The organism is Thermomonas mangrovi (genome assembly GCF_028201335.1).
Taxonomy (GTDB): domain Bacteria; phylum Pseudomonadota; class Gammaproteobacteria; order Xanthomonadales; family Xanthomonadaceae; genus Thermomonas; species Thermomonas mangrovi.
Genome location: NZ_JAPEVV010000006.1, coordinates 65,514 through 91,346, shown reverse-complemented (window position 1 = coordinate 91,346; position 25,833 = coordinate 65,514). Strand labels below are relative to the sequence as shown.

Here is a 25,833-nt window from a genome sequence, read left to right as displayed (position 1 = left end):
CCCTGCGCTAGACTCGCCCGCGACGTCCCGCCATTGTCGCATTCCGCGTACAGGCCGCCAGCAGCCCACCCATGCCCCGCATCGAAGACGAAGACGACCTGCACGACGACGAGGAAGGCGAAACCGGCGGCCAACCGGGCTGGCGCCAGCGTCTGCTGACCTGGGGCCTGGCCGGTGCGGCCCTGCTGCTGGGATTCCTGATCCCCTACATGCTGTACCTGAACCACCAAGTCGGCGAGCGCTTCGGCAAGCTGCGCTGGCAGGTTCCGACGCGCGTTTACGCGCGCCCGTTGCTGCTGCGCACCGGGCTGGCGATGGACGCGCAGACCCTGAAGACCGAGTTGGACGCCGCCTCCTACCACGCCGGCGACGGCAAGCGCGCCGGCACCTACGCGCGCAACGGCGGGCGCTGGCACATCGCCAGCCGCGGCTTCGACGACGTCGACGGGCGGATCGCGCCGGCGCGGCTGGAGGTGACGCTGTCCGGTGGCGAAGTGCTCGCCATCCGCGACATCGCCAACCGCCGCGCGTTGCGCAGCGCGCGGCTGGACCCGGCGCGCATCGCCACCCTTTACGGGCAGCAGCAGGAAGAACGCCGGCTGGTGCGCATCGAGGAGGTGCCCGAACTGCTGGTCACCGGCCTGCAGGCGGTCGAGGACCGCGACTTCAACCACCACATGGGCATCGACCTGGGCGGCATGCTGCGCGCGGTCTTCGTCAACGTGAAATCGGGCGGCGACACCCGCCAGGGCGCCAGCACCCTGACCCAGCAGCTGGCCCGCAGCGGCCTGCTCGGCATCGGCAAGGAGCAGACCTACACCCGCAAGTTCAAGGAAATCCTGTTCGCCCTGCTGCTGGAGGCGCGCTACGACAAGCGCACCATCCTCGAGGCCTACCTCAACCAGGTCGACCTGGGGCAGCGCGGCGCGCAGGCGATCCGCGGGGTGGCCGCGGCCTCGGAGTTCTGGTTCGGCCGCGACCTCCGCGACCTGTCGACCGAGCAGGTCGCGCTGCTGATCGGCATGGTCAAGGGGCCGTCCTGGTACAACCCGCGGCGCAACCCCGAGCGCGCCACCGAGCGCCGCAACTTCGTGCTGACGAAGATGCACGAGAGCGGGCTGATCGACGACAAGGAGCTGCAGCGCGCCAGCAAGGCCCCGCTCGGCGTCACCACCAACGCCGGCAACCTGGCCGCCAACCGTTTCCCGGCCTACGTCGACCTGGTGCGCAAGCAGCTGGCGCGCGATTACCCGGCCGATTCGATCTCCGGCGCCGGCTTGTCGGTGATGACCGGGATGTCGCCGGCCGCGCAGGGCTATGCCGAAGGCGCGGTGGTGCGCACCCTGAAGTCGCTGGGCAGCAAGGGCAGGCCGCCGTTGCAGGCCGGGCTGGTGATGACCGACGTGCACAACGGCGACGTGCTGGCGGTGGTCGGCAGCCGCGACGTCACCGAGGCCGGGTTCAACCGTGCGATCGACGCCAGGCGCCCGGTCGGCTCGCTGCTGAAGCCGTTCGTGTACCTGCTGGCGCTGGCGCAGCCGGACAAGTGGTCGCTGGCCAGCACCATCAGCGACGGACCGATCTCGGTCAGCCTGGGCCGCGCGCGGACGTGGAAGCCCGGCAATTCCGACGGACGCAGCCACGGCACGGTGCGCCTGCAGGACGCGCTGGCGCAGAGCTACAACCAGGCCACGGTGCGGCTGGGCATGGAGGTCGAGCCGAAGCGGCTGGCGGACCTGATCCGTACCCTGGCCGGCATCAATTCCGATGGGCAGCCCTCGCTGATCCTCGGCGCGGTCGACCAGAGCCCGTACGCGATGGCGCAGCTCTACCAGTTCCTCGCCGCCGACGGACGCATCCAGCCCCTGCATGCGGTGCGCGGCGTGCTCGACTCGCGCGGCCGCGCGATCAAGCGCTACGACGCGGCGCCGCCGCCGGCGCAACGCGGCGATGCGGTGGCGGCCCGGCTGGTCGGCACCGCGCTGCAGTACGCGGTGAGCTCCGGCACCGGGCGGCCGCTGGTGCGCGACGGCCTCGGGCGGTTGTCCGCCGCCGGCAAGACCGGCACCAGCAACGACAGCCGCGACAGCTGGTTTGCCGGCTACACCGGCGACCACCTGGCGGTGGTCTGGGTCGGCAACGACCAGAACCAGCCTACCGGCCTGTACGGCGCAACCGGCGGCATGCGGGTGTGGTCGGACACCTTCGCGCGGATGCCGAGCGCGCCGTTGCGCTTGTCCGGCGATGGCCTGGACTGGCAGTGGGTCGCCGACGGCCACAGCACCGACGCTGGTTGCCCCGGCGCGCGCCGCTTCGCCTTCGTCGCCGGCTACGCGCCGAGCTACCAGGCCTGCGCCTTCGCGCCTCCGCCGGCGCTGGACGAGTTCGGCAATCCGATCGCGCCGCCGGAGGAAGGCGAAAGCGCGCTCGAACGTGCCGGCCAGGCGATCCGCGACTGGTTCGGCGGCGGCGACCCGGCCAAGCAGGCGCCGCCCGAGCCGGTTCCCGAACCGGCGCGCTGACCGCGATGGCAGGACCCGCCTCCCGCCTCGCCGCGGGCGTCCGCGACGCCTTGTCGGCAGAGGCCGCGCTCGCCGCGCGCATCCCCGGCTTCGTCGCGCGTCCCGCGCAACAGCGGCTGGCGATGGCGATCGCCGATGCCTTCGAGCACCGCGACGCCCTGCTCGCCGAGGCCGGCACCGGCACCGGCAAGACCTTCGCCTACCTGGTGCCGGCCTTGCTCTCGGGCATGAAGACGATCGTCAGCACCGGCACCCGCGCCCTGCAGGACCAGCTCTACCTGCGCGACCTGCCGCGGGTGCGCGACGCGCTGGGCACCGGGCTCAAGACCGCGCTGCTGAAGGGGCGCTCGAACTACCTCTGCCGCTACCGGATGGAGCAGGCGAAGGGGGAGCCGCATCTGTTGAAGGGCGCGTTCGCGTCGCGCGAGATTGCCGCCCAGTTCCAGCGGGTGGTGGCGTGGAGCGGGCGCACCCGCATGGGCGACCTGTCCGAGCTCGATGCCTTGCCCGAGGATTCGCCGCTGCTGCCGCAGGTCACGTCGACCGCCGACAACTGCTTGGGCAGCGAATGCCCGTTCTGGGGCGAGTGCTTCGTGGTCCAGGCGCGCCAGCGCGCGCAGTCGGCGGACCTGGTGGTGGTCAACCACCACCTGCTGCTGGCCGACCTCGCGCTCAAGCAGGAGGGCTTCGGCGAGATCCTGCCGGGCGCGCAGGCATTCGTGGTCGACGAGGCGCACCAGCTGCCGGAGCTGGCTGCGCAGTTCTTCGGCGAAGGGCTGGGCGCGCGGCCGCTGGTGGAACTCGCGCGCGACGTGGTCGGCGAATGCAAGGACGTGCCGGGTGCGTTGGCCAGCGTGCAGGCGCCGGCGTTCGCCCTGGAACAGGCGGCGCGCAGCCTGCGGGCGGCGATGGACGGCTTGCCGGTGCGCGGCACGGCATGGCGCGCGCTGGACGAGGTCGACATCGAGCCCGCGTTCGCGACGCTGTCCGCGGCCCTGCACGGCATGGTCGAGGCACTCGCGCCGCTGCGCGAGGCGGCGCCCGGCTTCGATGCCGCCCACCTGCGCGCGCGCGACCAGCTCAGCCGCTTGCGGCGCTGGCTGGGCGAGCAGGCGGCGGATGCCGCCGATGGCGACGACGATGACGACGCCGGCTTCGACTGCACCGGCGGCGCGAAGAGCGTGCATTGGTACGAGCTGACGCCGAAGGGCTTCCGCCTGCAGCGCACGCCGCTGGACGTGTCCGGGCCGTTGCGCACGCATCGCGAGCAGTCGCGCGCGGCCTGGGTGTTCACCTCGGCGACGTTGGCGGTGGCCGGGCGCTTCGACCATGTCGCCCAGCGCCTGGGCATCGAGCACGCCGCGGAATTGATCGAACCCAGTCCGTTCGACTGGGACCGCCAGGCCCTGTGCTACCTGCCGCCGCGGATGCCGGAACCCGCCGCGCGCGAGTTCGGCGCCGCGGTGCTGGAGGCGGTGCGCCCGGTGCTGGAGGCCTCCGCCGGCCGCGCCTTCCTGCTGTTCGCCTCGCATCGCGCCCTGCGCGAGGCCGCCGAGGCGCTGCGCGACGGGCCCTGGCCGCTGTTCGTGCAGGGAACCGAGCCGCGCCACGTGCTGCTGCAGCGCTTCCGCGAGTCCGGCAACGGGGTGCTGCTGGGCACCGCCAGTTTCCGCGAGGGCGTCGATGTCGCCGGCGATGCGCTGTCGGTGGTGGTGATCGACAAGCTGCCGTTCGCGGCGCCCGACGACCCGGTGTTCGAGGCGCGCCTGGACGCGATCCGCCGCGCCGGCGGCAATCCGTTCCGCGACGAACAACTGCCGCAGGCGGTGATCGCGCTGAAGCAGGGCGCCGGCCGCCTGATCCGCACCGAGACCGACCGCGGGGTGCTGGTGCTGTGCGACCCGCGGCTGACCCAGAAGACCTACGGCCGCGTGTTCCTCGATTCGCTGCCGCCGCTGCCCACCACCCGCGACCTCGCCGACGTGCAGGCGTTCTTTTCGGCACAATCCGGGCCACACCCGATGCCCGCGGGAGGGCACCCATGAGCGACACGCCACGCGTCCACGGAATCGGCGGGATCTTCTTCAAGGCCAACGACCCGCAGGCGCTGGCCGACTGGTATGGCCGCCACCTGGGGCTGGACGTGCCGACCGGCTGGGCCGGCGCGCTGCTGCCCTGGAAGCGCGCGGACACCGGCGCGGATGCGCTGACCGTGTGGTCGCCGTTCGCCGCCGACACCCGCTACTTCGAACCCGGCGACAAGCCCTACATGCTGAACTTCCGCGTCGACGACCTCGACGCGATGCTGGCGTCGCTGCGTGCCGCCGGTTGCACGGTGCTGGATCGCTACGACGAGACCGAGCAGGGCAAGTTCGGCTACGTGCAGGATCCGGAGGGCGCGGTGGTCGAGTTGTGGCAGCCGGCCGCCGACGACGCCGGATGAAGCTGCTCGCGTTCGAGACCGCGACCGAGGCCTGTTCGGTCGCCGTGTACGCCGATGGTGCCGTGCTGGAGCGCTTCGAGGTTGCGCCGCGCCGCCATGCGGAACTGGCCTTGCCCTGGGCGGAGGCGGTGCTGGCCGAGGCCGGCATCGCCCGCAGCGCGCTGGATGCGATCGCGGTCGGCCGTGGCCCGGGCGCGTTCACCGGCGTGCGCCTGGCGATCGCGATCGCGCAGGGGATCGCGCTGGGACTGGATCGCCCGCTGCTGCCGGTGTCCACCCTCGCCGCGCTGGCGATGCGCGCGCCGGGCGATGGCGACGTGCTCGCCGCGATCGACGCGCGCATGGGCGAGGTCTACGTCGCCGCGTTCCGTCGCTCGGGCGATGCCGTCGACGCCTGCAGCGACGAACGCGTGGTCGCACCCGCCGCCTGCGTGCTGCCCGCCGGGACGGGCTGGCAGGGCGTCGGCACCGGCTTCGCGGCCGCCGACGGCCTGCTGCAGGCGCGGATGGGCGATCGCCTCGTTGCGGTCGATGCGGCTGCGCTGCCGCATGCCGCCGATGTCGCCCGCCTGGGCGCGCGGCTGTTGGCGGAGGGGCACGCGGTCGCCCCGGAACGCGTCGAACCCGCCTACCTGCGCGACAACGTCGCCCAGACCATCTCCGAGCGCGAGGCGTTGCGCGCAGCGTCGGGGTGAGCGGTATCGCGCGGCACCACTTGCGCGGACCGTGATCCAGTGCAGCGCGCCTGTCATGTCGGGTCGATATCGTGCGGCTGGGCATTCCAAGGACGCGACTCCCCATGGCTTATCGTCACGGCATCCTGCTCGTGCTGCTGGCGACCGCGCCGGCATTGGCCGACGATGCGCAATTCCTGGGGCATGCCATCGAAACGGACGGCGCTGCCGACGCCCGGCAGGTGCTGCGTGCGAAGGGGACGCGCTATGCCATTCCCGGCATGCCCGCGCAGATCGTGCGCAAGGCGCAAGTCTGCCTGGCGAGGCCGGACAGCCAGGCGGGCATCGTCTCGGTGGATGCCGAGGGCGGGCGGCTGGTCGCGATCAGCCGGGTCGAGTTCCGCGACGCGGCGGGGAGCGGCCTGGCCAAGGGACGCCTCGCGCTGGAGGCGGGCGATGGGGGGTTCCAGGTCGTGTTGGGCAACCTCGGGATCCGGCAGGGCGCTGCGGATGCGAACGGCGACGAGGTGTTCCAGCCCTTGGCGATGCGCCCGGATTCCGGATGGGAACCGGCGCTGGCCGCGCTGATCGGCGTCGAACAGGCGCTGGTCGACTGCATGTTCCTGTGAGCGGTCGCTAGCGATCCAGGAGTTCGCCGCCCGGCAGGAACTGCCAGGTGCGCGTCACGTGCAGGACATCGGGGTCCTCGCGCGTCTTCGGCAGGGGTTCGAACGGCGCGGACAGTTGCACGATCCGGATCGCCGCGTTGTCCAGCATCGGGATGTTGCTGGACTGGATGATGCGGGTGCTCTCGACGGAGCCGTCGCGGCGCACGCCGACGCTGATCACCACCAGTCCGCCGATCCGGCGCCGGCGCGCCTCGTCCGGGTAGTTGAGGTTGCCGACCCGCTCCACCCGGTCGACCCAGCCGCGCAGGTACTGCGCCCAGGCGTACTCCTTGGTGCTGGCGGACACGAACTTGCGCTTCGGGCGCTTGGCGTATTGCTGCGAGCGCAGCTGGATCTCCGCCGCGAGCCGTGCCATCTCGATGTCGCGCGCGATCTTCTCCTGGCCGGGCGGCAACGGTGCCGGCGCCACGTCGGGCGTGGGCTGTGCCGTCGGGACCGTCTCCTCGGCGCGGATCGACGAGATCACCCGGGCATCCGGTGGCGGGCTGGGCGCCGGGGTCTGCGCGCGCAGCGGCCGGGGCGCCAGGCCATCCTCCGGTTGCGGCAGCGGACCGGCCTGTGGCGCGGTGGGGCGGGTGCTGCGGTCGTGCTCGCCGCCGCCCTGGTTGTTGGCCTGGGCCAGGAAATCGGCCTGCGCCGGCGTCAGTTCGGTGCGGGTCTGCGACAGGATCACGTCCAGGGTCGGCACCATCGGCGCCGCGTCCTCCGCGGCAAAGCCGATCCCGAGCACCAGCATCGCGTGCACCAGCGCCGACAGCACCAAGGTGGCGCCGAGCCGGGAGGACTCGCCGATCGCCGGCGGTGCCGGGAGCGCGGATGCAGCCTCGGCCTGCATGCGCCTATGCGCCCGCCAGCCCCGCCTCGATGCGGTCGAACAGGGTGCCGGCGATGTTCAACCCGAACTGGGCATCGAGCTCGCGGATGCAGGTCGGGCTGGTGACGTTGACCTCGGTCAGCCAGTCGCCGATGACATCCAGGCCGACGAATCGCATGCCGCGGCGGCGCATTTCCGGCCCCACCTGGGCCGCGATCCAGCGGTCGCGTTCGGTCAGCGGCCGGCCTTCGCCGCGGCCGCCGGCGGCGAGGTTGCCGCGGAACTCGTCCCCTTGCGGGATGCGCGCCAGGCAGTAGTCCACCGGTTCGCCATCGACCAGCAGGATGCGCTTGTCGCCATCGGTGATCTCCGGCAGGTAGCGCTGCGCCATGGCGAGGTGCCGGCCACCGGCGGTCAGCGTCTCGAGGATCACGTTGAGGTTCGCCTCGCCGGCGCGTGCGCGGAAGATCGAGCGCCCTCCCATCCCGTCCAGCGGCTTCAGCACCGCGTCGCCGTGCTCGCCGACGAAGGCCTTGAGCGCGGCGGCGTCGCGGCTGACCAGCGTGGACGGGCAGCATTGCGGGAACAGCAGCGCGGCCAGTTTCTCGTTGAAGTCGCGCAGGCCCTGCGGATCGTTCGCCACCAGCGCACCTTGCCGCTGGGCCATGCCCAGCAATTGGGTGTCGTGCAGGTAATCCGCGTCGACCGGGGGGTCCTTCCGCATCAGGACGACCTGGCCGGGCCCGAAGGCGATTTGAGACCAATCGCCCAATTCGAAGAACTCGTGGGTGTCGTCGCGCACCCCCAGCGGCGCCACCCGGGCCACCGCCAGCGCGCCGGCGACGGCCAGCCCGCCCGGCTTGACGTAGTGCAGCCGGTGCCCCCTGCGCTGCGCCTCGAGCAACATCGCAAACGTCGAATCCTTGGCGGTCTTGATGGTTCCGATCGGATCCATGACCACGATCACGTCGAGCGGTTTCACGGCGGGCGAGCGCTCAGCAGGGGTGGCCCCGCATGTTACCAGCGGCCGCGAGGCGCCCGGCTGGCGCCATGTCGCGGCGCTTGACAGTGCACGTCGAGGCTGGGATATAAGCGGTCTGCCCAGCGGCCATCCGCCGTGGCTGGTACGTGCGGGCGAAGGGGATTGCATGTCGCAACAGAACGGACAGGACATCAGCCTCAAGGGCTTGAGGGTGATGGTCATCGATGACTCCAAGACCATCCGGCGCACGGCGGAAACGCTGCTTGCGCGCGAGGGCTGCGAGGTCGTCACCGCCACGGACGGTTTCGAGGCGTTGTCCAAGATCGCGGACCATCATCCGCAGATCATCTTCGTCGACATCATGATGCCGAGGCTCGACGGCTATCAGACCTGCGCACTGATCAAGAACAACCAGACCTTCAAATCTGTGCCGGTCATCATGCTTTCGTCGAAAGACGGTTTGTTCGACAAGGCCCGGGGACGTATCGTCGGGTCCGAGCAGTACCTGACGAAGCCGTTCACGCGGGAAGAACTGCTCGGAGCGATTCGGACGTACGTCAACGCCTGACCGGGGGGTAGGGCACGCATGGCACGCATTCTGCTGATCGAGGATTCGCCGACCGAAGCGGCGGTAATGGTCCAGTTGCTGGAGCGCAACGGCCACCAGGTCACCACCTCGGGCAACGCCGAGGACGGCATCGCCAGTTGCAAGCGCGACAAGCCCGACCTCGTCCTGATGGACGTCGTCCTGCCCGGCATGAACGGGTTCCAGGCCACCCGCGCGCTATCGCGCGACGCCGAGACCAGCCACATCCCGGTCCTGATCGTGAGCACCAAGGGGCTGGATACCGACCGCGTCTGGGGCCTGCGGCAGGGTGCGAAGGACTACATCGTCAAGCCGCCGCGCGAACAGGACCTGGTCGCGCGCATCAACGCACTGGTCGGGCACTGACGCGATGGCCAAGCGCGGCAAGAACAAGCACAAGTCCGCCAAGTCGCTGCCTGCGCAGGCGGAGCAGCCGGCCGTGGAGCTTGCAGCGGCCGCCGACGAAGCAGCCGCGGCGGTCGAACCGGTCGCGGACGTTGGGCCTGGGGCAGAGATCGAGCCGGCTGCAACGCCGGCCGCAAGCGAGCCCACGGCGGATGTCCGGCCCTCGAAGCGCGTGCGCGAGGTGCCCCGGCGCGCACGCGACGCGCGTTCGCCCTTCCTGGTCTTGGCCGACTACGAACAACGCAGCCTGGCCCACGTGGCGGGCCTGCCCGAGCAGCTTGATGCGCCCGGCCTCTGGCGCGGCGTGGCCTACCGGGTCGGCGCGCACCGGCTGGCCTCGGGTTTCGACGAGGTGGTCGAGATCCTGTCGATGCCGGCGGTGACGCCGATCCCCGGCGCCGAGTCGTGGATGCTGGGCGTCGCCAACGTGCGCGGCACCCTGCTGCCGGTGGTCGACCTCAAGCAGTTCCTCGAGGGCGAGCGCACGGTCATCCACGAGAGCCAGCGCGTCCTGGTCGTCCGCCAGTCGGGCGGCGATGTCGCGGTGACGATCGACGAATTGTTCGGCCAGCGCAGCTTCGTCGAGGCGCAGGGCGTCGACCTCGATGGCGTGGCGGATGGCCGTTACGCGCATTTCATCGATCGTGCCTACCGCGTGAACGACCAGGCCTGGGGCGTTTTCAGCCTCGAGCGCCTGACCCGCACCCCCGAATTCCGCCAAGCCGCCGCGTGATCCGCGGCCAACTCCGCAAGCCTGAGGTCGCAACATGAGCACTCTGATGGATTCCGTCGCCGGCAAGGGCCGCAACCTCAGCACCAATGCGTGGATCGCGCTGCTGGTGGGGTCGCTGGTGGTGTTCGCGGGCAATACCCTGTATGCCACGACCAAGGCATCGCGACTCGGTAGCGCCAGCACCGCGGCCTCGCGCCTGCAGCTGAATTCCCAGCGCCTCGCGAACCAGGGGCGCGAAGCGATCGGTGGCGATGCCTCGGCATTCGAAGCGTTCAAGGCGACGAAGGCGGAAGTCGACGCGGACATCAAGACCCTCAACGAACGCTTCGGCGACGAAGTGGGCGTGTCCGGGCCGATCCGCACCGTCAGCGCCACGTGGGATCCGCTGTCCAAGCGCGCCGACGAGGTCACCGGTTCGCAGCAGGCCGTGCTCGGGCTCGCAGGCAAGGCCGACAGCTTCACCGCCAAGGTGCCCCAGTTGCAGGCGCAGTTGAACGAAGTCGTCCGCGGCCTGGCCACGGGTGGCGCCGGCTCCGGCCAGGTGTTCACCGCGCTGCAGCAGGTGGTGACCTCGGCGGCCATGGCCCGCCGCATCGCCGAATTGCGGGCGGGTGGTTCCGGTGCGCAGGTCGCGGCCGGCGCGCTGGGCCGCGACGCCGCGGTGTTCGATCGTTCGATGAACGCGCTGCGCAATGGCGGCGCCGACATCACCAAGGTCACCGCCGCCGGCGCGGTCGGTCCGCTGAACCAGGCCTTCACGCTCTGGCAGGGCATGAAGACGGACCTGAACGCGATCGTGGCCAGCTCGGGCAACCTGATCAAGGCGCAAAGTTCCGCCGAAGCGCTCGCGACCGGTTCCGACAAGTTGCTGTCGGACAGCGAGAACCTGTTCGCGGCGTTCACCTCCTTCGGTTCGTTGAAGGACACCAGCGTCATCGGTGGCGTCTGGGTGAGCATCCTGTCCGGCCTGCTGGCCCTGGCCGCCCTGGCCGGCCTGATCTGGTCGCTGGGGCGTGCCAACCGGCTGCGCTACCAGACCACCAAGGAGCTCAACGACCGCAACCAGGAGGCGATCATGCGCCTGCTGGACGAGATGGGCTCGCTCGCGGAAGGCGACCTGACCGTGAAGGCGACCGTGACCGAGGACATGACCGGCGCGATCGCGGACTCGATCAACTTCGCGGTCGAGCAGCTGCGTACCCTGGTGGCCACGATCAACGACACCTCGGTGCAGGTCTCCGCCAGCGCGCAGGAAACCCAGGCCACCGCCATGCAGCTGGCCGATGCCGCCGAGCACCAGGCGCAGGAGATCAACTCCGCGACCGACCGCATCAACGAGATCGCGACCAGCATTAACGAGGTGTCCCGCAGTTCGGCGGACTCCGCGGAAGTGGCGCGGCGTTCGGTGCAGATCGCGACCAACGGCGCCGGCGTCGTGCGGCAGACGATCGCCGGCATGGACAGCATCCGCGACCAGATCCAGGAGACCTCCAAGCGCATCAAGCGACTGGGCGAGAGCTCGCAGGAAATCGGTTCGATCGTGGAACTGATCAACGACATCTCCGAGCAGACCAACATCCTGGCGCTGAACGCGGCCATCCAGGCGGCCTCGGCCGGCGAGGCGGGCCGCGGGTTCGCGGTGGTGGCCGACGAAGTGCAACGACTCGCGGAGCGCTCGTCGAACGCGACCAAGCGCATCGAATCGCTGGTCCAGACCATTCAGGCCGACACCAACGAGGCGGTCAGCTCGATGGAACAGACGACCTCGGAAGTGGTCGCGGGTGCGCGCCTCGCCGAGGACGCGGGTACCGCGCTGGGTGAGATCGAAAAGGTGTCGGCGGACCTGTCGAACCTGATTGAAGGGATCTCGGTGTCGGCGGCGCAGCAGTCGCATGCCGCGACCGACATCACCCAGACCATGAACACGATCCAGTCGATCACCGCGCAGACGTCGCAGGGCGCCAGCCAGACCGCCGAATCGATCGGCAACCTCGCGCAGCTCGCCGCCGACCTGCGTCGTTCGGTCGCCGACTTCAAGCTGCCGGCCTGACGGAAAGGTAGCCCCGGCATGAACGGCCCCGTCCACCAGGCTCGCCCCGACCGTGCGCGGGGCCATAGCGGAGCGTCCCGATGACGACGGCGTTGCGTGATGCCATCGACCACACCGCGCTCGGATGGGTGAAGCCCGAGATCGACGAGACCCTGCGCCAGGCGCGGATCGAGATCGAAGCCCACCTCGAGGATGCCGCCGATGGCGCGTCCATGCGTGCTTGCGCCGACCACCTGCACCAGGTGCTGGGTACCCTGCGCATGCTCGAATTGCAGGCGCCGGCGATGGTCGCCGACGAGATGGAGCAGCTCGCGCGTGCGCTGGCTGCCGGCGGAGCCGAGGCGCGCGAGGAAGGTTGCGCCGCGCTGATGCGCGGCATCGTGCAGCTTCCCGATTACCTGGAACGGCTGCAGGGCGGCCATCGCGACATCCCGATCGTGCTGCTGCCCCTGCTGAACGAGCTGCGCAACGCGCGCGGGGTCGAAGCGCTGGCGCAGGAGGCACTGCCGAGCCTGCTGGTCGAACCGACCGAGGCAGAACTGGAGCATGCCCGCGGAAGCCTGGCGGGTCGCAACCGCGCGCTGCTGGATACCGTGGCCGCTGCGCTCAAGGAAGACCTGCTCCGGGTCAAGGATGCGCTGGACCTGCAACTGCGCGCGGGCTTGACCGACGTTGCAGGCCTGCAACCGCAGGCCGATGCGCTCGAGCGCATCGGCGAGACCTTGGGCATGGTGGGCCTGGACGCGGCGCGCGGCGTCGTGCTGGAGCAGCGGCGGGTGGTGCGGGACATCGCCACCGGCGTGCGGCCGCCCAGCGAAGACGCGCTGTTGGAGGTTGCGGGCGCCCTGATCCAGATCGATCACTCGCTTGACGACCAGGTTTCGCGTCTCGGCCAAGGTCCCGCGGAGGGCGGCGAGGACCAACTCGCGTTGGAGTCGCGCAAGGTCATGGGCGCGCTCTCGCGCGAGGCCGCCGCGAACTTCACTGAGGTCCGCAACGCCTTCGTGGCCTTCGTCGAGACCAACTGGGACCACGCGAGCCTGGACCCGGTGCCGCGCCTCCTCGCCGAGGTCGCCGGTGCCATGCGCATCCTGCAATTGCCGGAGCCGGCCGGGTACCTGGAGGCACTCAGACGCTACAGCCAGGCGGAATTGCTGGAGAAACGGCAGGTCCCGGGTGGTCGCGAGCTCGACACCCTGGCCGAAGCCCTCGCGGGGATGGAGTACTACCTGGAGTCCTTGCGCGATCCGCTCGGGCAACGCCTGGACCTGCTGGATCGTGCCCGCGCCAGCATCGAGGGACTCGGGTATTGGCCGCTCGACGATGATGGCCAGGCGCCGGCGGACCATGGGGCCGAGGCCGAACCGGCCATGCCTGCAGTGCCAGAAGTGTCCGCGCAGCCCACCGTCGAACCCACGGCTGCGGTCGTGGTGACCGCGCAGTCGGGGACGCCGGCGCTGAGCGCCGGATTCGATGCCGCGGGCGACGAGATCGACGACGAGATCCGCGAGATCTTCCTCGAGGAGTTCCAGGAGGAGATCGCCAACCTCGACGAGCTCCTGCCCGTCTGGCGCCGCGGTCCGGACGACCTGGAACAGTTGCGCCCGATCCGGCGTGTCTTCCATACCCTCAAGGGCAGCGGCCGCCTGGTCGGCGCGAAGACCCTCGGCGAGTTCAGTTGGCATGTCGAGAACATGCTCAACCGCGTGCTCGACGGCTCGCGTTCCGCGAGCCCCGCCGTCGTCGCGTTCGTGTCGCAGGTGCGGGACGTGTTGCCGCAACTGCATGCGGCCCTGCGCGGGGAGACGAGCCTGTCGGTGGACCTTGCCGCGATGGAGGGCGTGGCAGATCGCCTCGGCGCTGGCGAGGAAGTCTTGCTGGATGTCGCGCCCACTCGCGAACCGTCGGTGCCATCGACCGAGTTCGAAGCAGCGCTGCCGGGCGATGCAGCCGGCGATACCACCACGGTTCGGGTGGATCCGGTCTTGCTGGAGATCCTCGGTACCGAGGTCGGCGGTCACCTGGAAACCATCGATGCGTGGCTCGCCACAGCGCGCGATGGCGACGCGGCGGTCAACGATGGCCTGCTGCGCGCGATCCATACGCTGAACGGCGCGTTCGCGATGACCGAGGTGCCCTCCGTCACGGCATTCACGGCGCCTGCGGAAACCTACGTGAAGCGGTTGCTCGCCGCGCGCGCACCGGCCGATGGCGTCGGCGTTGCGGCACTCGGGGAGATGGCCGAGGCGATCCGTGCGTCGACCCACGCATTGCAGGCAACACCTGATCGAGTGCCGGTGTATGCCGGCCTGGCGGCGAGCATCGCCGCGCTGCGGGATACCCTGCCGGAGGCAAGCCTCCCGTTCGTGGTGGACACGACCGATGCAGCCGACGAGGCCGCCGAAGCGGCGCGCCTGGAGGCCGAGCGCGTGGCCGCCGAACAGGCCGAAGCCGAACGCTTGGCTGCGGAAGCCGCTGCGCAGGCTGCGGCGGAAGAAGAAGCGGCGCGCCTGGACGCCGAGCGCGTGGCCGCCGAACAAGCCGAAAGCGAGCGCCTGGCTGCGGAAGCGGCAGCGCAGGCTGCGGCGGAAGAAGAAGCGGCCCGTCTGGAAGCCGAGCGCGTCGCCGCCGAGCAGGCCGAAGCCGAACGCCTGGCGGCGGAAGCGGCGGCGCAGGCTGCGGCGGAAGAAGAAGCGGTGCGCCAGGAAGCCGAGCGCGTCGCCGCCGAACAGGCGGAAGCGGAACGTCTGGCTGCGGAAGCAGCCGCGCAGGCTGCGGCGGAAGAAGCGGCGCGCCTGGAAGCCGAGCGCTTCGAAGCCGAGCGCGTGGCCGCCGAACAGGCCGAAGCCGAACGCCTGGCTGCGGAAGCAGCCGTGCAGGCTGCGGCGGAAGAAGCGGCGCGCTTGGAAGCCGAGCGCGTGGCCGCCGAACAGGCCGAAGTCGAGCGCCTGGCTGCGGAAGAAGCCCGCCTGGAGGCCGAGCGAGTGGCCGCGGAGCGCGCCGAGGCCGAACGCCTGGAAGCGGAGCGCATCGCTGCAGCCCGCGCCGAGGCCGAACGCCTGGAAGCGGAGCGCATCGCCGCAGCCCGCGCCGAGGCCGAACGTCTGGAAGCGGAGCGTCGCGCAGCAGAAGCGGCTGCAGCCGCCAAGGCGCGCGAGCAGGCGGCACTGGCGGCGTTGCTGTCCGCGGCGACATCCGCCGAAGATCCGGATCAAGCCCTCGACATGGCCGGCTTGGACGCTGAACTGGTCGACATCTTCGTGGAGGAAGGCGGGGACCTGCTGGACCATTCCGATGGCCTCCTCGCGCAGCTGCGGGAGACGCCGGACGATCGCGAAGCGATGGTGGGGCTGCAGCGCGACTTGCACACGCTGAAGGGCGGTGCGCGCATGGCGGGCATGATGCCCATCGGCGAGCTGGGCCATGCCATGGAGTCCCTGCTCGAGGCCGTGGTGGCCCAGCGCGCCGAGCTCGGCACCGATGGCGTGCCGCTGCTGGAACGTGGTTTCGACCGCTTGCACGGCATGGTGACCCGCGTCGCGGCGCGCCGTGCGGTCGGCATGCCGGTTGGCTTGATCGACGAGTTCAATGCGCGGGCGGAAGCACCGCTGCAGGCCGCCCAGGCGACCCCCAAGGTCGAGCTCAAGCCCTTGTCCGCGCCGATGCTGGTGGAGGGGCTCGGCGAAGACGACGACATCGGCGTGCGGGCGCCCCAGGAACAAGTCCGCATCCGTGCGGACCTGCTCGACCGGCTGGTGAACTACGCGGGCGAGGTCGCGATCTACCGCGCCCGTCTGGAGCAGCAGCTCGCCGCATTCCGCGCCACCGCGCAGGAAATGGAGCGCACCAACATCCGACTGCGCGACCAGCTGCGCCGCCTGGACGCGGAAACGGAAGCGCAGATCATCGCCCGCTACCAGCGCGAGAGCGAAGCCGGCAACGAAGCCTTCGACCCGCTGGAGCTCGACCGCTTCAGCAACCTGCAGCAGCTGTCTCGCGGCCTCGCCGAGTCCGCCGCCGACTTGCAGAGCCTGCACGAGTCGATGGACGACCTGACCCGCCAGTACGAGACCCTGCTGCTGCAGCAGTCGCGGGTGAGCTCGGACCTGCAGGAAGGCCTCATGCGCACGCGCATGCTGCCGTTCGATTCGCTGGTGCCGCGCCTGCGCCGCGTGATCCGCCAGGCCGCCGGCGAAACCGGCAAGCAGGCCCAGCTCAAGCTCGAGGGTGCGCAGGGCGAACTCGATCGCAACGTGCTGGAGCGCATGACCGCGCCGCTGGAGCACATGCTCCGCAATGCAGTGGCGCATGGCCTAGAGGCTCCCGACGCGCGTCGCAAGGCGGGCAAGGGCGAGGAAGGCAGCATCCGCGTGTCGGTGCGGCGCGAAGGCTCCGAAGTGGTCCTGCAGGTCGCCGACGACGGCACCGGCCTGGATCGCCAGGCGATCCGCGCGCGTGCGGTCGAGCGCGGTTTGCTCAAGCCCGACGCGATCCTCGCCGATGCCGACCTCGACGTGCTGATCCTGGAGCCCGGTTTCTCGACGGCCCAGTCCGTCAGCCGGCTGGCCGGGCGCGGTGTCGGCCTCGACGTGGTCGCCAGCGAAGTCCGCCAGCTGGGCGGCTCGCTCGACATCGCGTCCAGCCCGGGCGAGGGCACTACGTTCACCCTGCGCCTGCCGCAGACGCTCGCGGTCACGCAGGCGGTGTTCGTCAAGATCGGCGAGATGCAGTACGCCGTGCCGATCGCGTCCGTGCGCGGCGTCGGCCGCATCTCCCGCGAGGACATGGCCAAGCCCGATGCGAGCTATCGCTACGGCGGCGAAGACTATGCCCTGCACGATCTCGGGACGCTGGTCGGTGGCGCCACGGCGAAGGCCGAGGGCCAGCTCCAGGTGCCGCTGTTGCTGGTGCGCTCGGGCGACCTGCGCGCCGCGGTCGCGGTCGACCAGGTGGTGGGCAACCGCGAGATCGTGGTCAAGCCGGGTGGTCCGCAGCTCGCGTCGGTGCCGGGCATCTTCGGCGCCACCATCATGGGCGATGGCTCGGTCGTGGTGATCCTCGACGTCGCCCCGCTGGTGCGCAGGTCCATCGCGATGCCGCGCGATGCCGTGCCGGTGCGCCAGGCGGTGGAGCAGCGGCGGGTGCCGCTGGTCATGGTGGTCGACGACTCGGTCACCATGCGCAAGGTCACCGGGCGCGTGCTCGAGCGCCACAACTTCGAGGTCGCGACCGCGAAGGATGGCCTCGACGCGCTCGAGCGCATGGCCGACGTGATCCCGGACCTGATGCTGCTCGACATCGAAATGCCGCGCATGGACGGCTACGAGCTGGCGACCGCGATGAAGGGCGACCCGCGGATGCGCGACGTGCCGATCATCATGATCACGTCCCGTACCGGCGACAAGCACCGCGAGCGCGCGTTGCAGCTTGGCGTCGAGCGCTACCTCGGCAAGCCTTACCAGGAGGCCGAGCTCATGCGCAACGTGTTCGAGCTGCTCAAGCTGGAGCGCGTGGGCGACGGTCCCGCGCAATGAAACGCAAGCGCGTCGTCCTGCTCGCGCGCGCCGGGGCCGCGCGCGAGCGCACGCAGGCGGCGATCGTCGATGCCGGCGGCGACGTGGTCGCCTGCCTCGACCCGGGCGAAGCCGACGAGGACGCGGTGCGCGCCGCCGATCCCGGCGTGCTGATGGTGGTGCTGGATCCGGCGGTCGAGCACGCGCTCGAACGCTTCGACGGGATCCTCGGCGATCCCTCGATCGAAGCCATCTTCGAGGATGCCGATGTCGCGATGCGCCGCGAGGGCTGGGAAGCCGCGCGCTGGGCGCGGCACCTCGCCGCCAAGCTGCAGGGCCACGACGACGTGCTGCCGCGGACTGCCGCGCCTCTCGCCACCGATGCCCCCGTGGCCGCGGCCGACGATGATGCGAGGTTCCACGACGAGATCGCCGCGTTGCAATTGCGGGTGGCGGCGATGCCGGCACTGCCGCACGGCAACGAACTGGCCCAGGCGCCTCGCCTGCAGGGCGCAGTCGCGGTGGCGGCCGGCGTTGGCGGCCCGGATGCGGTACGGCAGCTGCTGGGCGGCCTGCCTGGCGATTTCCCGCGCCCGGTGCTGCTGCGCCAGCGGATCGACGGCGGCCAGTACGAGAAGCTGGTGCGGCAAATGCAGCGCGCGGGCAGCCTGCGCGTGGTGTTGGCGCAGCCGGGCGACACGCTGGCCGCAGGGACCGTGCATGTCCTCCCGGACGGCATGGACGTGCACGCCGCGCCTGCCGGCCTGGTCGTCGTGCCCGGCGAAGGGGAGCCCCGTTTCGCCGCGTTACCGCCTGGCGACAGCGCGATCCTCCTGCTGAGTGGCGCGGATCCGATGCTGGTCGAACGCGCGCTGTCCGTGGCCCTCGGTGGCGGACTGGCGCTGGGCCAATCGGCGGAAAATTGCTTCGACCCGGCGGCCAGCCAGGCCTTGGTCGCCCGTGGCGGCCAGGCGGACGGCATTGCCGGCCTCGTCCACCGCCTGCAACAACGTTGGCCTGCCTGAGGTAACCCATGTCCGATTCCGCCCAGATCATCCGCGGGGTGCTGATCCAGGTCGCCGACGCGCGCCTGCTGCTGCCGAACGCGACCATCGCCGAGGTGCTCTCGTTCTCCGAGCCCGACCCGATCGCCGATGCGCCGGACTGGCTGCTCGGCCGCATCCGCTGGCGCGGCTGGCAGCTGCCGCTGGTGGGCTTCTCGCGCTTCACCGGCACCGGCCGCGACGAGGGCGGGCTGGGCAGCAAGGTGATCGTGCTGAAGGCGCTCGGCGGCGACCCCAAGCATCCCTACATCGCGCTGCTGACCCAAGGCTTCCCGCGCCTGGTGACCGTGGCCGAGTCCGCGCTGCAGGCGGTGGACGATGGCGATGAACTCCCCGAGGGCGTGCTCGCGCGCGTGCGCCTGAACGAGGACGAGGCGCTGCTGCCCGACCTCGCCGCGCTGGAGCAGCACGTGACTCACGCGCTGGCGGAAGCGGCCTAGCCGAGGTCCCCGCGCAGGGCTTGCAAGGCCGCGATCGCCGCGATGCCGGCGGTCTCGGTGCGCAGGATCCGCGGCCCGAGCCGCACGCCCTCGTAGCCCGCGGCGTCCAGCTGGCCGCGGTCGCGTGGCGACCATCCGCCCTCGGGGCCGATCGCCAGCGTGCATGCATCGAACGCCTGCCCGCCCAGGGTCGCCAGCGATGCCGCGCCCTGCGGGTCCAGCAGCAGGCCACGGCCTTCGCGCAGCGGCGCCGCCTGCGCCAGCGCCTGCGGCGGAAGCACGTCCGGGACCACGGCGCGACCGCTCTGCTCGCAGGCCGCGACCACCACTTCGCGCCAGTGCGCCAGCCGCTTCTGCGCGCGGGCGGCATCGAGCTTCACCTCGCTGCGCTCGCTGTCCACCGGCAGGATCCGCGCGACGCCCAGCTCGGTCGCCTTCTGCAGGATCCAGTCCATCTTCTCGCCGCGGGCGATGCCCTGCAGCAGGGTGACCCGAAGCGGCGCCTCGTTGTCGACCCGGCGCGCCGACAGCACGTCGGCGCGCGCCTCGCGCTTGCCGGCGGCGACGATGCGCGCCTCGTAGTCGTGGCCGTCGCCATTGAACAGCACGCAGGCATCGCCGGGCTGCAGGCGCAGCACGCGCACCAGGTGTGCGGCGGCATCCTCCGGCAGGACGACCTCGCTTCCCACCGCCAGCGGCATCGCGACATGGCTGCGGGTCAGGCGCATCGGACGGCCTCGGCGAGCGCGGCGGCGGTGGCGTCGGCCATCAGCGCAAGCTGCGCATCATCCACGCAATAGGGCGGCATCCAGTACAGCACGTCGCCGAGCGGGCGCAGCAGCACGCCGGCGTCGAGCGCCGCGCGATACATGCGCAGGCCGCGGCGGCCGGCGATTTCCACCGCATGCCCGTCCTCCGCGGACGCGGCATCCGGATGCAGCTCGATGGCCAGGATCATCCCGGTTTGCCGCACCTCGGCGACCGCTGGGTGGGTGGCGAACGGCGCGGCCAGGGCGGCCATCCTCGCCCCGGTGGCGCGGTTGCGGGCGAGCACATCGTCGCCCTCGAGGATGTCCAGCGAGGCCAGCGCGGCCGCGCAGGCCAGCGGGTTGCCGCTGTAGCTGTGCGAATGCAGGAAGGCGCGGTCGCGCGAGTCGTCGAGGAAGCCGTCGTAGATCGCCTGGGTGGCGAGCACCGCGCACAGCGGCAGGAAGCCGCCGGTGAGGCCCTTCGACAGGCACAGCAGGTCGGGCTGGATGCCGCCGCCCGGGGCCTGCTCACAGGCGAACAGGGTGCCGGTGCGGCCGAAGCCGACCGCGATCTCGTCGGCGATGAGCAGGACGCCGTGGGCGTCGCACAACTCGCGCACGCGGCGCAGGTAGGCGGGATGGTGCATGCGCATGCCGCCGGCGCATTGCACCAGTGGCTCGAGCACCAGCGCGCACACTTCGCCCGGGTGGGTGTCGAGCAGGTCGGCCAGCGCGTCCGCCGCGGCCAGCGCGCGGGCCTCGGCATCGGCGGCATCGGCGGCCCCGAACGCATCCGGCGACGGCGCGAACAGCACGTCCAGCAGCAGCGGGGCGTAGACCCGCCGATACAGCGGGATGTCGCCCACCGACAACGCGCCGAGGGTTTCGCCGTGGTAGCTGCCGGTGAGCGCCACGAAGCGGGTGCGCCGGGTCTCGCCCCGGTTGTGGAACCAGTGGAAGGCCATCTTCAGCGCGACTTCCACGCCGGCCGAGCCGTTGTCCGCGTAGAACACCTTGGCCAGCGGGGCGCGGCCCGGTTCGCGCGGGGCACGCGCCAGCAGGCGTTCGGCCAGCTCGACCGCGGGCGGGTGCGAGAAACCGGCGAGGATCACCTGCTCCAGCGTGCCCGCCTGCCGCGCGATCGCCGCGGCGATGCGCGGTTCCGCGTGGCCGTGCAGGTTGGTCCACCAGCTGCTGACGCCGTCCAGCACCCGGCGGCCGTCGTGGCCGACCAGCCAGGCGCCCTCGCCGCGCGCCGCCGGGAACAGCGGCAGGGCATGCGGGTGCTCGCGCATCTGCGTGCAGGGATGCCACAGCACGGCCAGGTCGCGGGCGCGCCAGCGGTCGGCGGCGGCTATCATGTCGGCATCGTGAAGGCCTTCCATCCCCCCATTATCGCCGCGGGCGGCGCCCGATGAGCCGCCCTTTGCCGATCATCCATCGCGTCACCGAGCACGATGCCGGGCCGTACCGGATGGAGCGGCTCGACCTCGAGTTCAGCAATGGCGAGCGCCGCCTCTACGAACGCCTGCACGGGCGCGGCCACGGCGCGGTCGCGGTGGTGCCGATGCTGGATGCGGACACCGTGCTGCTGGTGCGCGAATACGCCGCCGGCATGCACCGCTACGAACTGGGCTTGGTGAAGGGCCGCATCGACGCCGGCGAAACCCCGGAGCAGGCCGCCAACCGCGAGTTGATGGAGGAGGCCGGCTACGGCGCGCGCGACGTGCGCGTGCTGCGCAACCTCACCCTCGCGCCGACCTACATGAGCCACCAGACCCACGTGGTGCTGGCGCGCGACCTCTACCCGCAGCGCCTGCCCGGCGACGAGCCGGAGGCCCTCGAGCTGGTGCCATGGAAGCTGGCCGACCTCGGCCAGCTGATCCTGCGCGAGGAATTCTCGGAGGGGCGCAGCATCGCCGCGCTGTTCCTGGTGCGCGAGTGGCTGCAGCAGCATGCGCATGGATGAGGCGCTGCGCGAGGGCGTGATCGCGCTTGCCCATCGCGCCGCCGCGCGGATCCTCGCGGTGTACGACAGCGCCGCGTTCGAGGACGAGGCCGCGATCCGGCAGAAGGACGACCGTTCGCCGCTGACCGCCGCCGACCTTGCCTCGCACCGCTGCATCGTCGACGGCCTCGCGGAGCTGACGCCGGGCGTGCCGGTGCTCTCCGAGGAATCGGCGACTGTGGAGATCGCCGCGCGCCGCGGCTGGCAGCGGTTCTGGCTGGTCGATCCGCTGGACGGCACCCGCGAGTTCATCAAGCGCAATGGCGAGTTCACCGTGAACATCGCGCTGGTGGAAGCGGGCGTGGCCGTGTTCGGTGTGATCCAGCAGCCGGTCACTGGCGCCCTGTGGCACGGCGTGCCCGGTGGCGGTGCGTTCCGTCGCACGGAGGGTGGCGACCTCGCGTTGCGCACGCGGGTGCCCGCCGCCCGACCGCTTCGGGTGGCGGCGAGCCGCTCGCATCGCGACGCGCGCACGCAGGCGTTGCTGGACGCCCTGCCGGCGCACGAAACCCTTGCCTGCGGCTCCTCGCTCAAGTTCTGCCGGATCGCCGAGGGCGAGATCGACCTCTACCCGCGCTTCGGCCCGACCAGCGAGTGGGACACCGCGGCCGGCCAGGCCATCCTCGAGGCGGCCGGCGGCGCGGTGCTCGACCCGCGCGGGCGTCCGTTTCGCTACAACCAGCGCGAGGGCCTGCTCAACGGCGATTTCGTCGCCCTGGGCGACCCTGCGCTGCGCGCGGTGCTGCCGGCATGAGCGATCCCCGGGCACACGATCGACGCGACATCGCCGCCCTGCTCGGGATCATGGCGGCGCTGCGCGATCCCGCCGGTGGTTGCCCGTGGGACCTGGAACAGGATTTCGCCAGCATCGCCCCCTACACCATCGAGGAAGCCTACGAGGTCGCCGATGCGATCGACCGCGGCGAGCTGGGCGAGCTGAAGGACGAACTGGGCGACCTGTTGCTTCAGGTCGTCTTCCATGCCCGGATGGCGGAGGAAACCGGCGCGTTCGCCTTCGGCGACGTCGTCGCGGCGATCTGCGACAAGATGGTGCGCCGGCATCCACATGTGTTCGATGCATCGGGCCGCCCGCTCGATCCCGCCGCGCGGGCGGTGGCGGTGGCGGATGCCGAGCAGCAGACCCGCGCCTGGGAGGCGTTGAAGCGCGCCGAACGCGAGGCCAGGGGTGATGCCGATGCGTCCGCGCTGGCCGGCATTTCCCGCGGGCTGCCGGAATGGCAGCGGGCGGTGAAGCTGCAGCACAAGGCGGCCAAGGTCGGCTTCGACTGGCCGGGGCCGGATCCGGTCATCGCCAAGCTGCACGAGGAGATCGAAGAGGTTCGCGCGGAATTCGCGGCGGTGGCGGCAGACCCCGGCGATCCCGCCGCACGCGACCGGCTGGAGGACGAACTGGGCGACCTGTTGTTCGTCTGCGCCAACCTCGCGCGGCACGCGAAGGTGGACGTCGGCGCCGCGCTGCGTCGCGCCAACCTCAAGTTCGAGCGTCGCTTCCGCGCGATGGAAGCGCTGGCCGCCGCCGATGGCGGCCTTGCCGGGCAGTCGCTGGAGGCGCAGGATCGCTACTGGGACTTGGCGAAGGCGGCGGAGAAGGCAGGACGGCGATGAGCGAAGGATTCACCAGCTTCCGCGCGTTCTACCCGTACTACCTCGGCGAGCACCGCGACCGCACCTGCCGGCGCCTGCATTTCGTCGGCACCAGCTTCGCCCTCGGCTTCATCGTGCTGGCGATCGTCCGCGCCGAGCCACGCTGGCTGCTGGCCGCGCTGGCCTCGGGCTATGCCTTTGCCTGGGCGGGCCACTTCTTCTTCGAGAAGAACCGCCCGGCGACGTTCAAGCATCCGTTCTACTCGTTCGCCGGCGACTGGGTGATGTACCGGGACATGCTGCTCGGCAGGATCCCGTTCTAGCCGCCGGCCACGCCCGCGACGCGCCGCCCCGCGTCATTCCAGGAAGATCAGCCAGGCCGCCGCCACGATCAGCGCGAAGCCGGCCCAGTGGTTCCACTTCAGCGGCTGCCCCAGGTACCAGAACGAGAACCCGGCGAACACCAGCAGGGTGATCACTTCCTGCATGCCCTTGAGCTGCGCGGCGCTGTACAGGTTGCTGCCCATCCGGTTGGCCGGGATCATGAACAGGTACTCGAAGAACGCGATCCCCCAACTTGCGAGGATCACCTTCGGCAACGCGACCTCCTTGTGCTTGAGGTGCGCATACCAGGCGAAGGTCATGAAGATGTTGGAGCAGACCAGCAGCAGCGGGGGCAGGAAACGGTCGTAGGGCATGGGAGGGGTCCTTTGGGCCGCGCTAGGGTAGCCCTTCACGCGTCATCCACCCGTCGACCCGGATGCTTCACAAAACTGAAGCCATCACGGACACGCCACGCATGCGCACCCAGGAACAAGCCGGACTGGTCCTCATCGTCGAGGACAATCGCAACATCTCGGAAATGGTGGGGGAGTACCTCGAGAGCCGCGGTTTCGAGGTCGATTACGCCTCGGACGGCCTGGACGGCTACCGGCTGGCGGCGGAGAACAGCTACGACGTGATCGTGCTCGACCTGATGCTGCCGCGCCTGGACGGCGTCGAGGTCTGCAAGCGCCTGCGCAACGAGGCGCGCAAGTCCACGCCGGTGCTGATGCTGACCGCGCGCGACACCCTCGACGAGAAGCTCACCGGCCTGTCGTCGGGCGCCGACGATTACCTGACCAAGCCGTTCGCGATCCAGGAGCTGGAGGCGCGGCTGCGTGCGCTGATCCGTCGCGAACGCCGCCAGGTGGGATCCGAGGTGCTGAAGGTCGCCGACCTGGTGCTGGACCCGGCGTCGCTGCGCGTCACCCGCGCCGGCATGGAACTGCAGCTGTCGCCGATCGGCCTGCGCCTGCTGACCATCCTGATGCGCGAATCGCCGCGGGTGGTGAGCCGTCAGGAAATCGAACGCGAGATCTGGGGCAACAGCCTGCCGGACTCCGACACCCTGCGCAGCCACCTGTACAACCTGCGCAAGGTGATCGACAAGCCGTTCGACAGCTCCCTCCTGCATACGGTGCAGAGCGCCGGTTACCGCATCGCGGACCTGTCCGGCCATCCGGGCTGAGCCGCGCGGGGGGGGGGGGCTCGTGTCGTTTTCGTGGCGCAACATCCGCGTGGTGTTCCTGCTCCAGGTGGCGATCGCCAGCCTGGTGGTGCTGCTGTGCATGCTGGGCCTGGCCGCGGCTTACGGGCAGCTGCCTTTCGCGGGGCCGGTGCTGGCGGCGATCCTGGTCGCGCTGGGCGCGATCGCCGCCGCGACCTGGCTGGGTTACCGTGCCACCAAGCGCATGCTCACCCCCGTGCACTGGCTGTTGCGCGAAGTCTCGCGCTGGGATCCGGCGCGGCCCGACACCCATGTGTTCGCCCCGGAGCGCATCCCGCCGGGGTTGCAGGGCGACGCGCGCAAGCTGGCCGACGCCCTGCACGGGCTGGGGTCGCGCGTGGATGCCTGCGTGGCGCGCGAGCGCGACTTCACCCGCGATGCCAGCCACGAGCTGCGCACGCCGCTCACGGTGATCCGCATGGCCGCGGACCTGATGGCGCACGATGACGGGTTGTCGGAACGTTCGCGGCGCTCGCTGGCGCGCATCCAGGCCGCGAATGCCTCGATGGAAGCGCTGATGGAAGCCCTGCTGCTGCTGGCGCGCGACGAGCAGGTGCCGCTGGAGACCGAGGACTTCCCGGCCCGCGACATCGTCGAGGATGCGGTCGCGAGGTTGCGCGACGAGCTCGAGGGCAAGCCGGTGGACTTGCAGGTGGAGTACGCCGCCGATCCCGTGCTGCATGCGCCGCCGCGCGTGCTCGGGGTGATGCTGGGCAACCTGCTCAGCAATGCGGCGCGGTTCACCGACGCCGGCAGCATCCGGGTTCGCCTCGGGCACAACCGACTGGAGGTCGAGGACACCGGCATCGGCATGGACGCCGCCTTGCTCGCGCGCGCGTTCGAGCCCTTCCAGCGCGGCGATGGCGGCCAGGGCGGGCCGGGGCTCGGCCTGTCGATCGCGCATCGGCTCGGCCAGCGCTGCGGCTGGCCGTTGCAACTGGAGAGCACGCCCGGGGTCGGCACGCGTGCGGCGATCCTGTTCGGCGCATCGACCCAAGACCTCTGAC

Annotated in this window: 23 protein-coding genes; 18 read left to right on the top strand and 5 right to left on the bottom strand. The window is 70.9% G+C overall.

The features are described 5' to 3' along the window. The first annotated feature begins 71 nt into the window (after nt 1-71). From mrcB to ON759_RS09260, 5 genes are all read left to right on the top strand, one after another. Nucleotides 72-2,522: a penicillin-binding protein 1B gene (gene mrcB, locus ON759_RS09280; protein ID WP_271680090.1), complete on the top strand. Its 2,451-nt coding sequence runs from the start codon at nt 72-74 to the stop codon at nt 2,520-2,522. 5 nt (nt 2,523-2,527) lie between these two features. Continuing rightward, a complete protein-coding gene (gene yoaA / locus ON759_RS09275) occupies nt 2,528-4,567 on the top strand; it encodes a DNA repair helicase YoaA (RefSeq protein WP_271680089.1) in 2,040 nt (679 codons plus the stop codon). Further along, the gene (locus ON759_RS09270) at nt 4,564-4,965 is read left to right on the top strand and encodes a VOC family protein (RefSeq protein ID WP_271680088.1); all 402 of its coding nucleotides are present in this window, start codon (nt 4,564-4,566) and stop codon (nt 4,963-4,965) included. The genes yoaA and ON759_RS09270 overlap by 4 nt, the downstream gene beginning before the upstream one ends. Further along, nucleotides 4,962-5,660 carry a tRNA (adenosine(37)-N6)-threonylcarbamoyltransferase complex dimerization subunit type 1 TsaB gene (gene tsaB, locus ON759_RS09265; RefSeq protein ID WP_271680087.1) on the top strand — a complete coding sequence of 233 codons (699 nt, stop codon included), beginning with the start codon at nt 4,962-4,964 and terminating at the stop codon, nt 5,658-5,660. Before ON759_RS09270 ends, tsaB begins: the two co-directional genes overlap by 4 nt. A 104-nt stretch (nt 5,661-5,764) precedes the next feature. Then, entirely contained in the window at nt 5,765-6,268 is a 504-nt protein-coding gene (locus ON759_RS09260; RefSeq protein WP_271680086.1) for a hypothetical protein, read from the top strand. Between the two features lie 7 nt (nt 6,269-6,275). Here ON759_RS09260 and ON759_RS09255 read toward each other — a convergent pair whose 3' ends face one another. After that, complete coding sequence (locus ON759_RS09255) at nt 6,276-7,163, bottom strand: energy transducer TonB (RefSeq protein ID WP_271680085.1); 888 nt, start codon at nt 7,161-7,163, stop codon at nt 6,276-6,278. A gap of 4 nt (nt 7,164-7,167) precedes the next feature. Next, nucleotides 7,168-8,097 (bottom strand): glutathione synthase, encoded by a 930-nt coding sequence (gene gshB / locus ON759_RS09250; protein ID WP_271680084.1) that lies wholly within the window; start codon nt 8,095-8,097, stop codon nt 7,168-7,170. Between the two features lie 193 nt (nt 8,098-8,290). Between gshB and pilG the strand changes: the two genes are divergently transcribed. The 7 genes from pilG (at nt 8,291) to ON759_RS09215 (ending at nt 18,915) form a co-directional block, all read left to right on the top strand. Further along, a complete protein-coding gene (pilG, locus tag ON759_RS09245; RefSeq protein ID WP_271680292.1) occupies nt 8,291-8,692 on the top strand; it encodes a twitching motility response regulator PilG in 402 nt (133 codons plus the stop codon). A gap of 18 nt (nt 8,693-8,710) precedes the next feature. Continuing rightward, complete coding sequence (locus ON759_RS09240) at nt 8,711-9,076, top strand: response regulator (protein ID WP_271680083.1); 366 nt, start codon at nt 8,711-8,713, stop codon at nt 9,074-9,076. Between the two features lie 220 nt (nt 9,077-9,296). Beyond that, a complete protein-coding gene (locus tag ON759_RS09235) occupies nt 9,297-9,848 on the top strand; it encodes a chemotaxis protein CheW (protein WP_271680291.1) in 552 nt (183 codons plus the stop codon). A 34-nt stretch (nt 9,849-9,882) separates the two neighbouring features. Continuing rightward, nucleotides 9,883-11,898, top strand: a complete 2,016-nt coding sequence (locus ON759_RS09230) for a methyl-accepting chemotaxis protein (RefSeq protein ID WP_271680082.1) — start codon at nt 9,883-9,885, stop codon at nt 11,896-11,898. Nucleotides 11,899-11,978: 80 nt separating this feature from the next. After that, nucleotides 11,979-17,432, top strand: a complete 5,454-nt coding sequence (locus ON759_RS09225) for an Hpt domain-containing protein (protein ID WP_271680081.1) — start codon at nt 11,979-11,981, stop codon at nt 17,430-17,432. Further along, a complete protein-coding gene (locus ON759_RS09220; protein WP_271680080.1) occupies nt 17,429-18,436 on the top strand; it encodes a chemotaxis protein CheB in 1,008 nt (335 codons plus the stop codon). The genes ON759_RS09225 and ON759_RS09220 overlap by 4 nt, the downstream gene beginning before the upstream one ends. A gap of 8 nt (nt 18,437-18,444) precedes the next feature. After that, entirely contained in the window at nt 18,445-18,915 is a 471-nt protein-coding gene (locus ON759_RS09215) for a chemotaxis protein CheW (RefSeq protein WP_271680079.1), read from the top strand. On the opposite strand, the gene ON759_RS09210 is transcribed toward ON759_RS09215, so the two are convergent. Further along, on the bottom strand, nt 18,912-19,643 hold the full coding sequence (locus ON759_RS09210; protein ID WP_271680078.1) for a 16S rRNA (uracil(1498)-N(3))-methyltransferase: 732 nt from the start codon (nt 19,641-19,643) through the stop codon (nt 18,912-18,914). The two genes, ON759_RS09215 and ON759_RS09210, sit on opposite strands and share 4 nt — an antisense overlap. Beyond that, on the bottom strand, nt 19,634-21,049 hold the full coding sequence (gene bioA, locus ON759_RS09205) for an adenosylmethionine--8-amino-7-oxononanoate transaminase (RefSeq protein ID WP_271680077.1): 1,416 nt from the start codon (nt 21,047-21,049) through the stop codon (nt 19,634-19,636). The genes ON759_RS09210 and bioA overlap by 10 nt, the downstream gene beginning before the upstream one ends. Before the next feature lie 29 nt (nt 21,050-21,078). Between bioA and nudE the strand changes: the two genes are divergently transcribed. From nudE to ON759_RS09185, 4 genes are read left to right on the top strand one after another with little or no spacing between them, the layout of a single operon-like run. Continuing rightward, on the top strand, nt 21,079-21,633 hold the full coding sequence (gene nudE, locus ON759_RS09200) for an ADP compounds hydrolase NudE (RefSeq protein WP_271680076.1): 555 nt from the start codon (nt 21,079-21,081) through the stop codon (nt 21,631-21,633). Next, nucleotides 21,620-22,426, top strand: a complete 807-nt coding sequence (gene cysQ, locus ON759_RS09195; RefSeq protein WP_271680075.1) for a 3'(2'),5'-bisphosphate nucleotidase CysQ — start codon at nt 21,620-21,622, stop codon at nt 22,424-22,426. Before nudE ends, cysQ begins: the two co-directional genes overlap by 14 nt. After that, nucleotides 22,423-23,298 (top strand): nucleoside triphosphate pyrophosphohydrolase, encoded by an 876-nt coding sequence (mazG, locus tag ON759_RS09190; RefSeq protein WP_271680074.1) that lies wholly within the window; start codon nt 22,423-22,425, stop codon nt 23,296-23,298. The genes cysQ and mazG overlap by 4 nt, the downstream gene beginning before the upstream one ends. Further along, complete coding sequence (locus tag ON759_RS09185) at nt 23,295-23,600, top strand: Mpo1-like protein (RefSeq protein WP_271680073.1); 306 nt, start codon at nt 23,295-23,297, stop codon at nt 23,598-23,600. Before mazG ends, ON759_RS09185 begins: the two co-directional genes overlap by 4 nt. 33 nt (nt 23,601-23,633) lie before the next feature. On the opposite strand, the gene ON759_RS09180 is transcribed toward ON759_RS09185, so the two are convergent. Further along, a complete protein-coding gene (locus ON759_RS09180) occupies nt 23,634-23,975 on the bottom strand; it encodes a DMT family protein (RefSeq protein ID WP_271680072.1) in 342 nt (113 codons plus the stop codon). Between the two features lie 101 nt (nt 23,976-24,076). Here ON759_RS09180 and ON759_RS09175 point away from each other — a divergent pair, with 101 nt between their 5' ends. Together ON759_RS09175 and ON759_RS09170 are read left to right on the top strand one after the other, a co-directional pair. Continuing rightward, nucleotides 24,077-24,787, top strand: a complete 711-nt coding sequence (locus tag ON759_RS09175; RefSeq protein WP_271680071.1) for a response regulator transcription factor — start codon at nt 24,077-24,079, stop codon at nt 24,785-24,787. A gap of 22 nt (nt 24,788-24,809) precedes the next feature. Continuing rightward, nucleotides 24,810-25,832: a sensor histidine kinase gene (locus tag ON759_RS09170; protein ID WP_271680070.1), complete on the top strand. Its 1,023-nt coding sequence runs from the start codon at nt 24,810-24,812 to the stop codon at nt 25,830-25,832. The last annotated feature ends 1 nt before the right edge of the window (nt 25,833 follow it).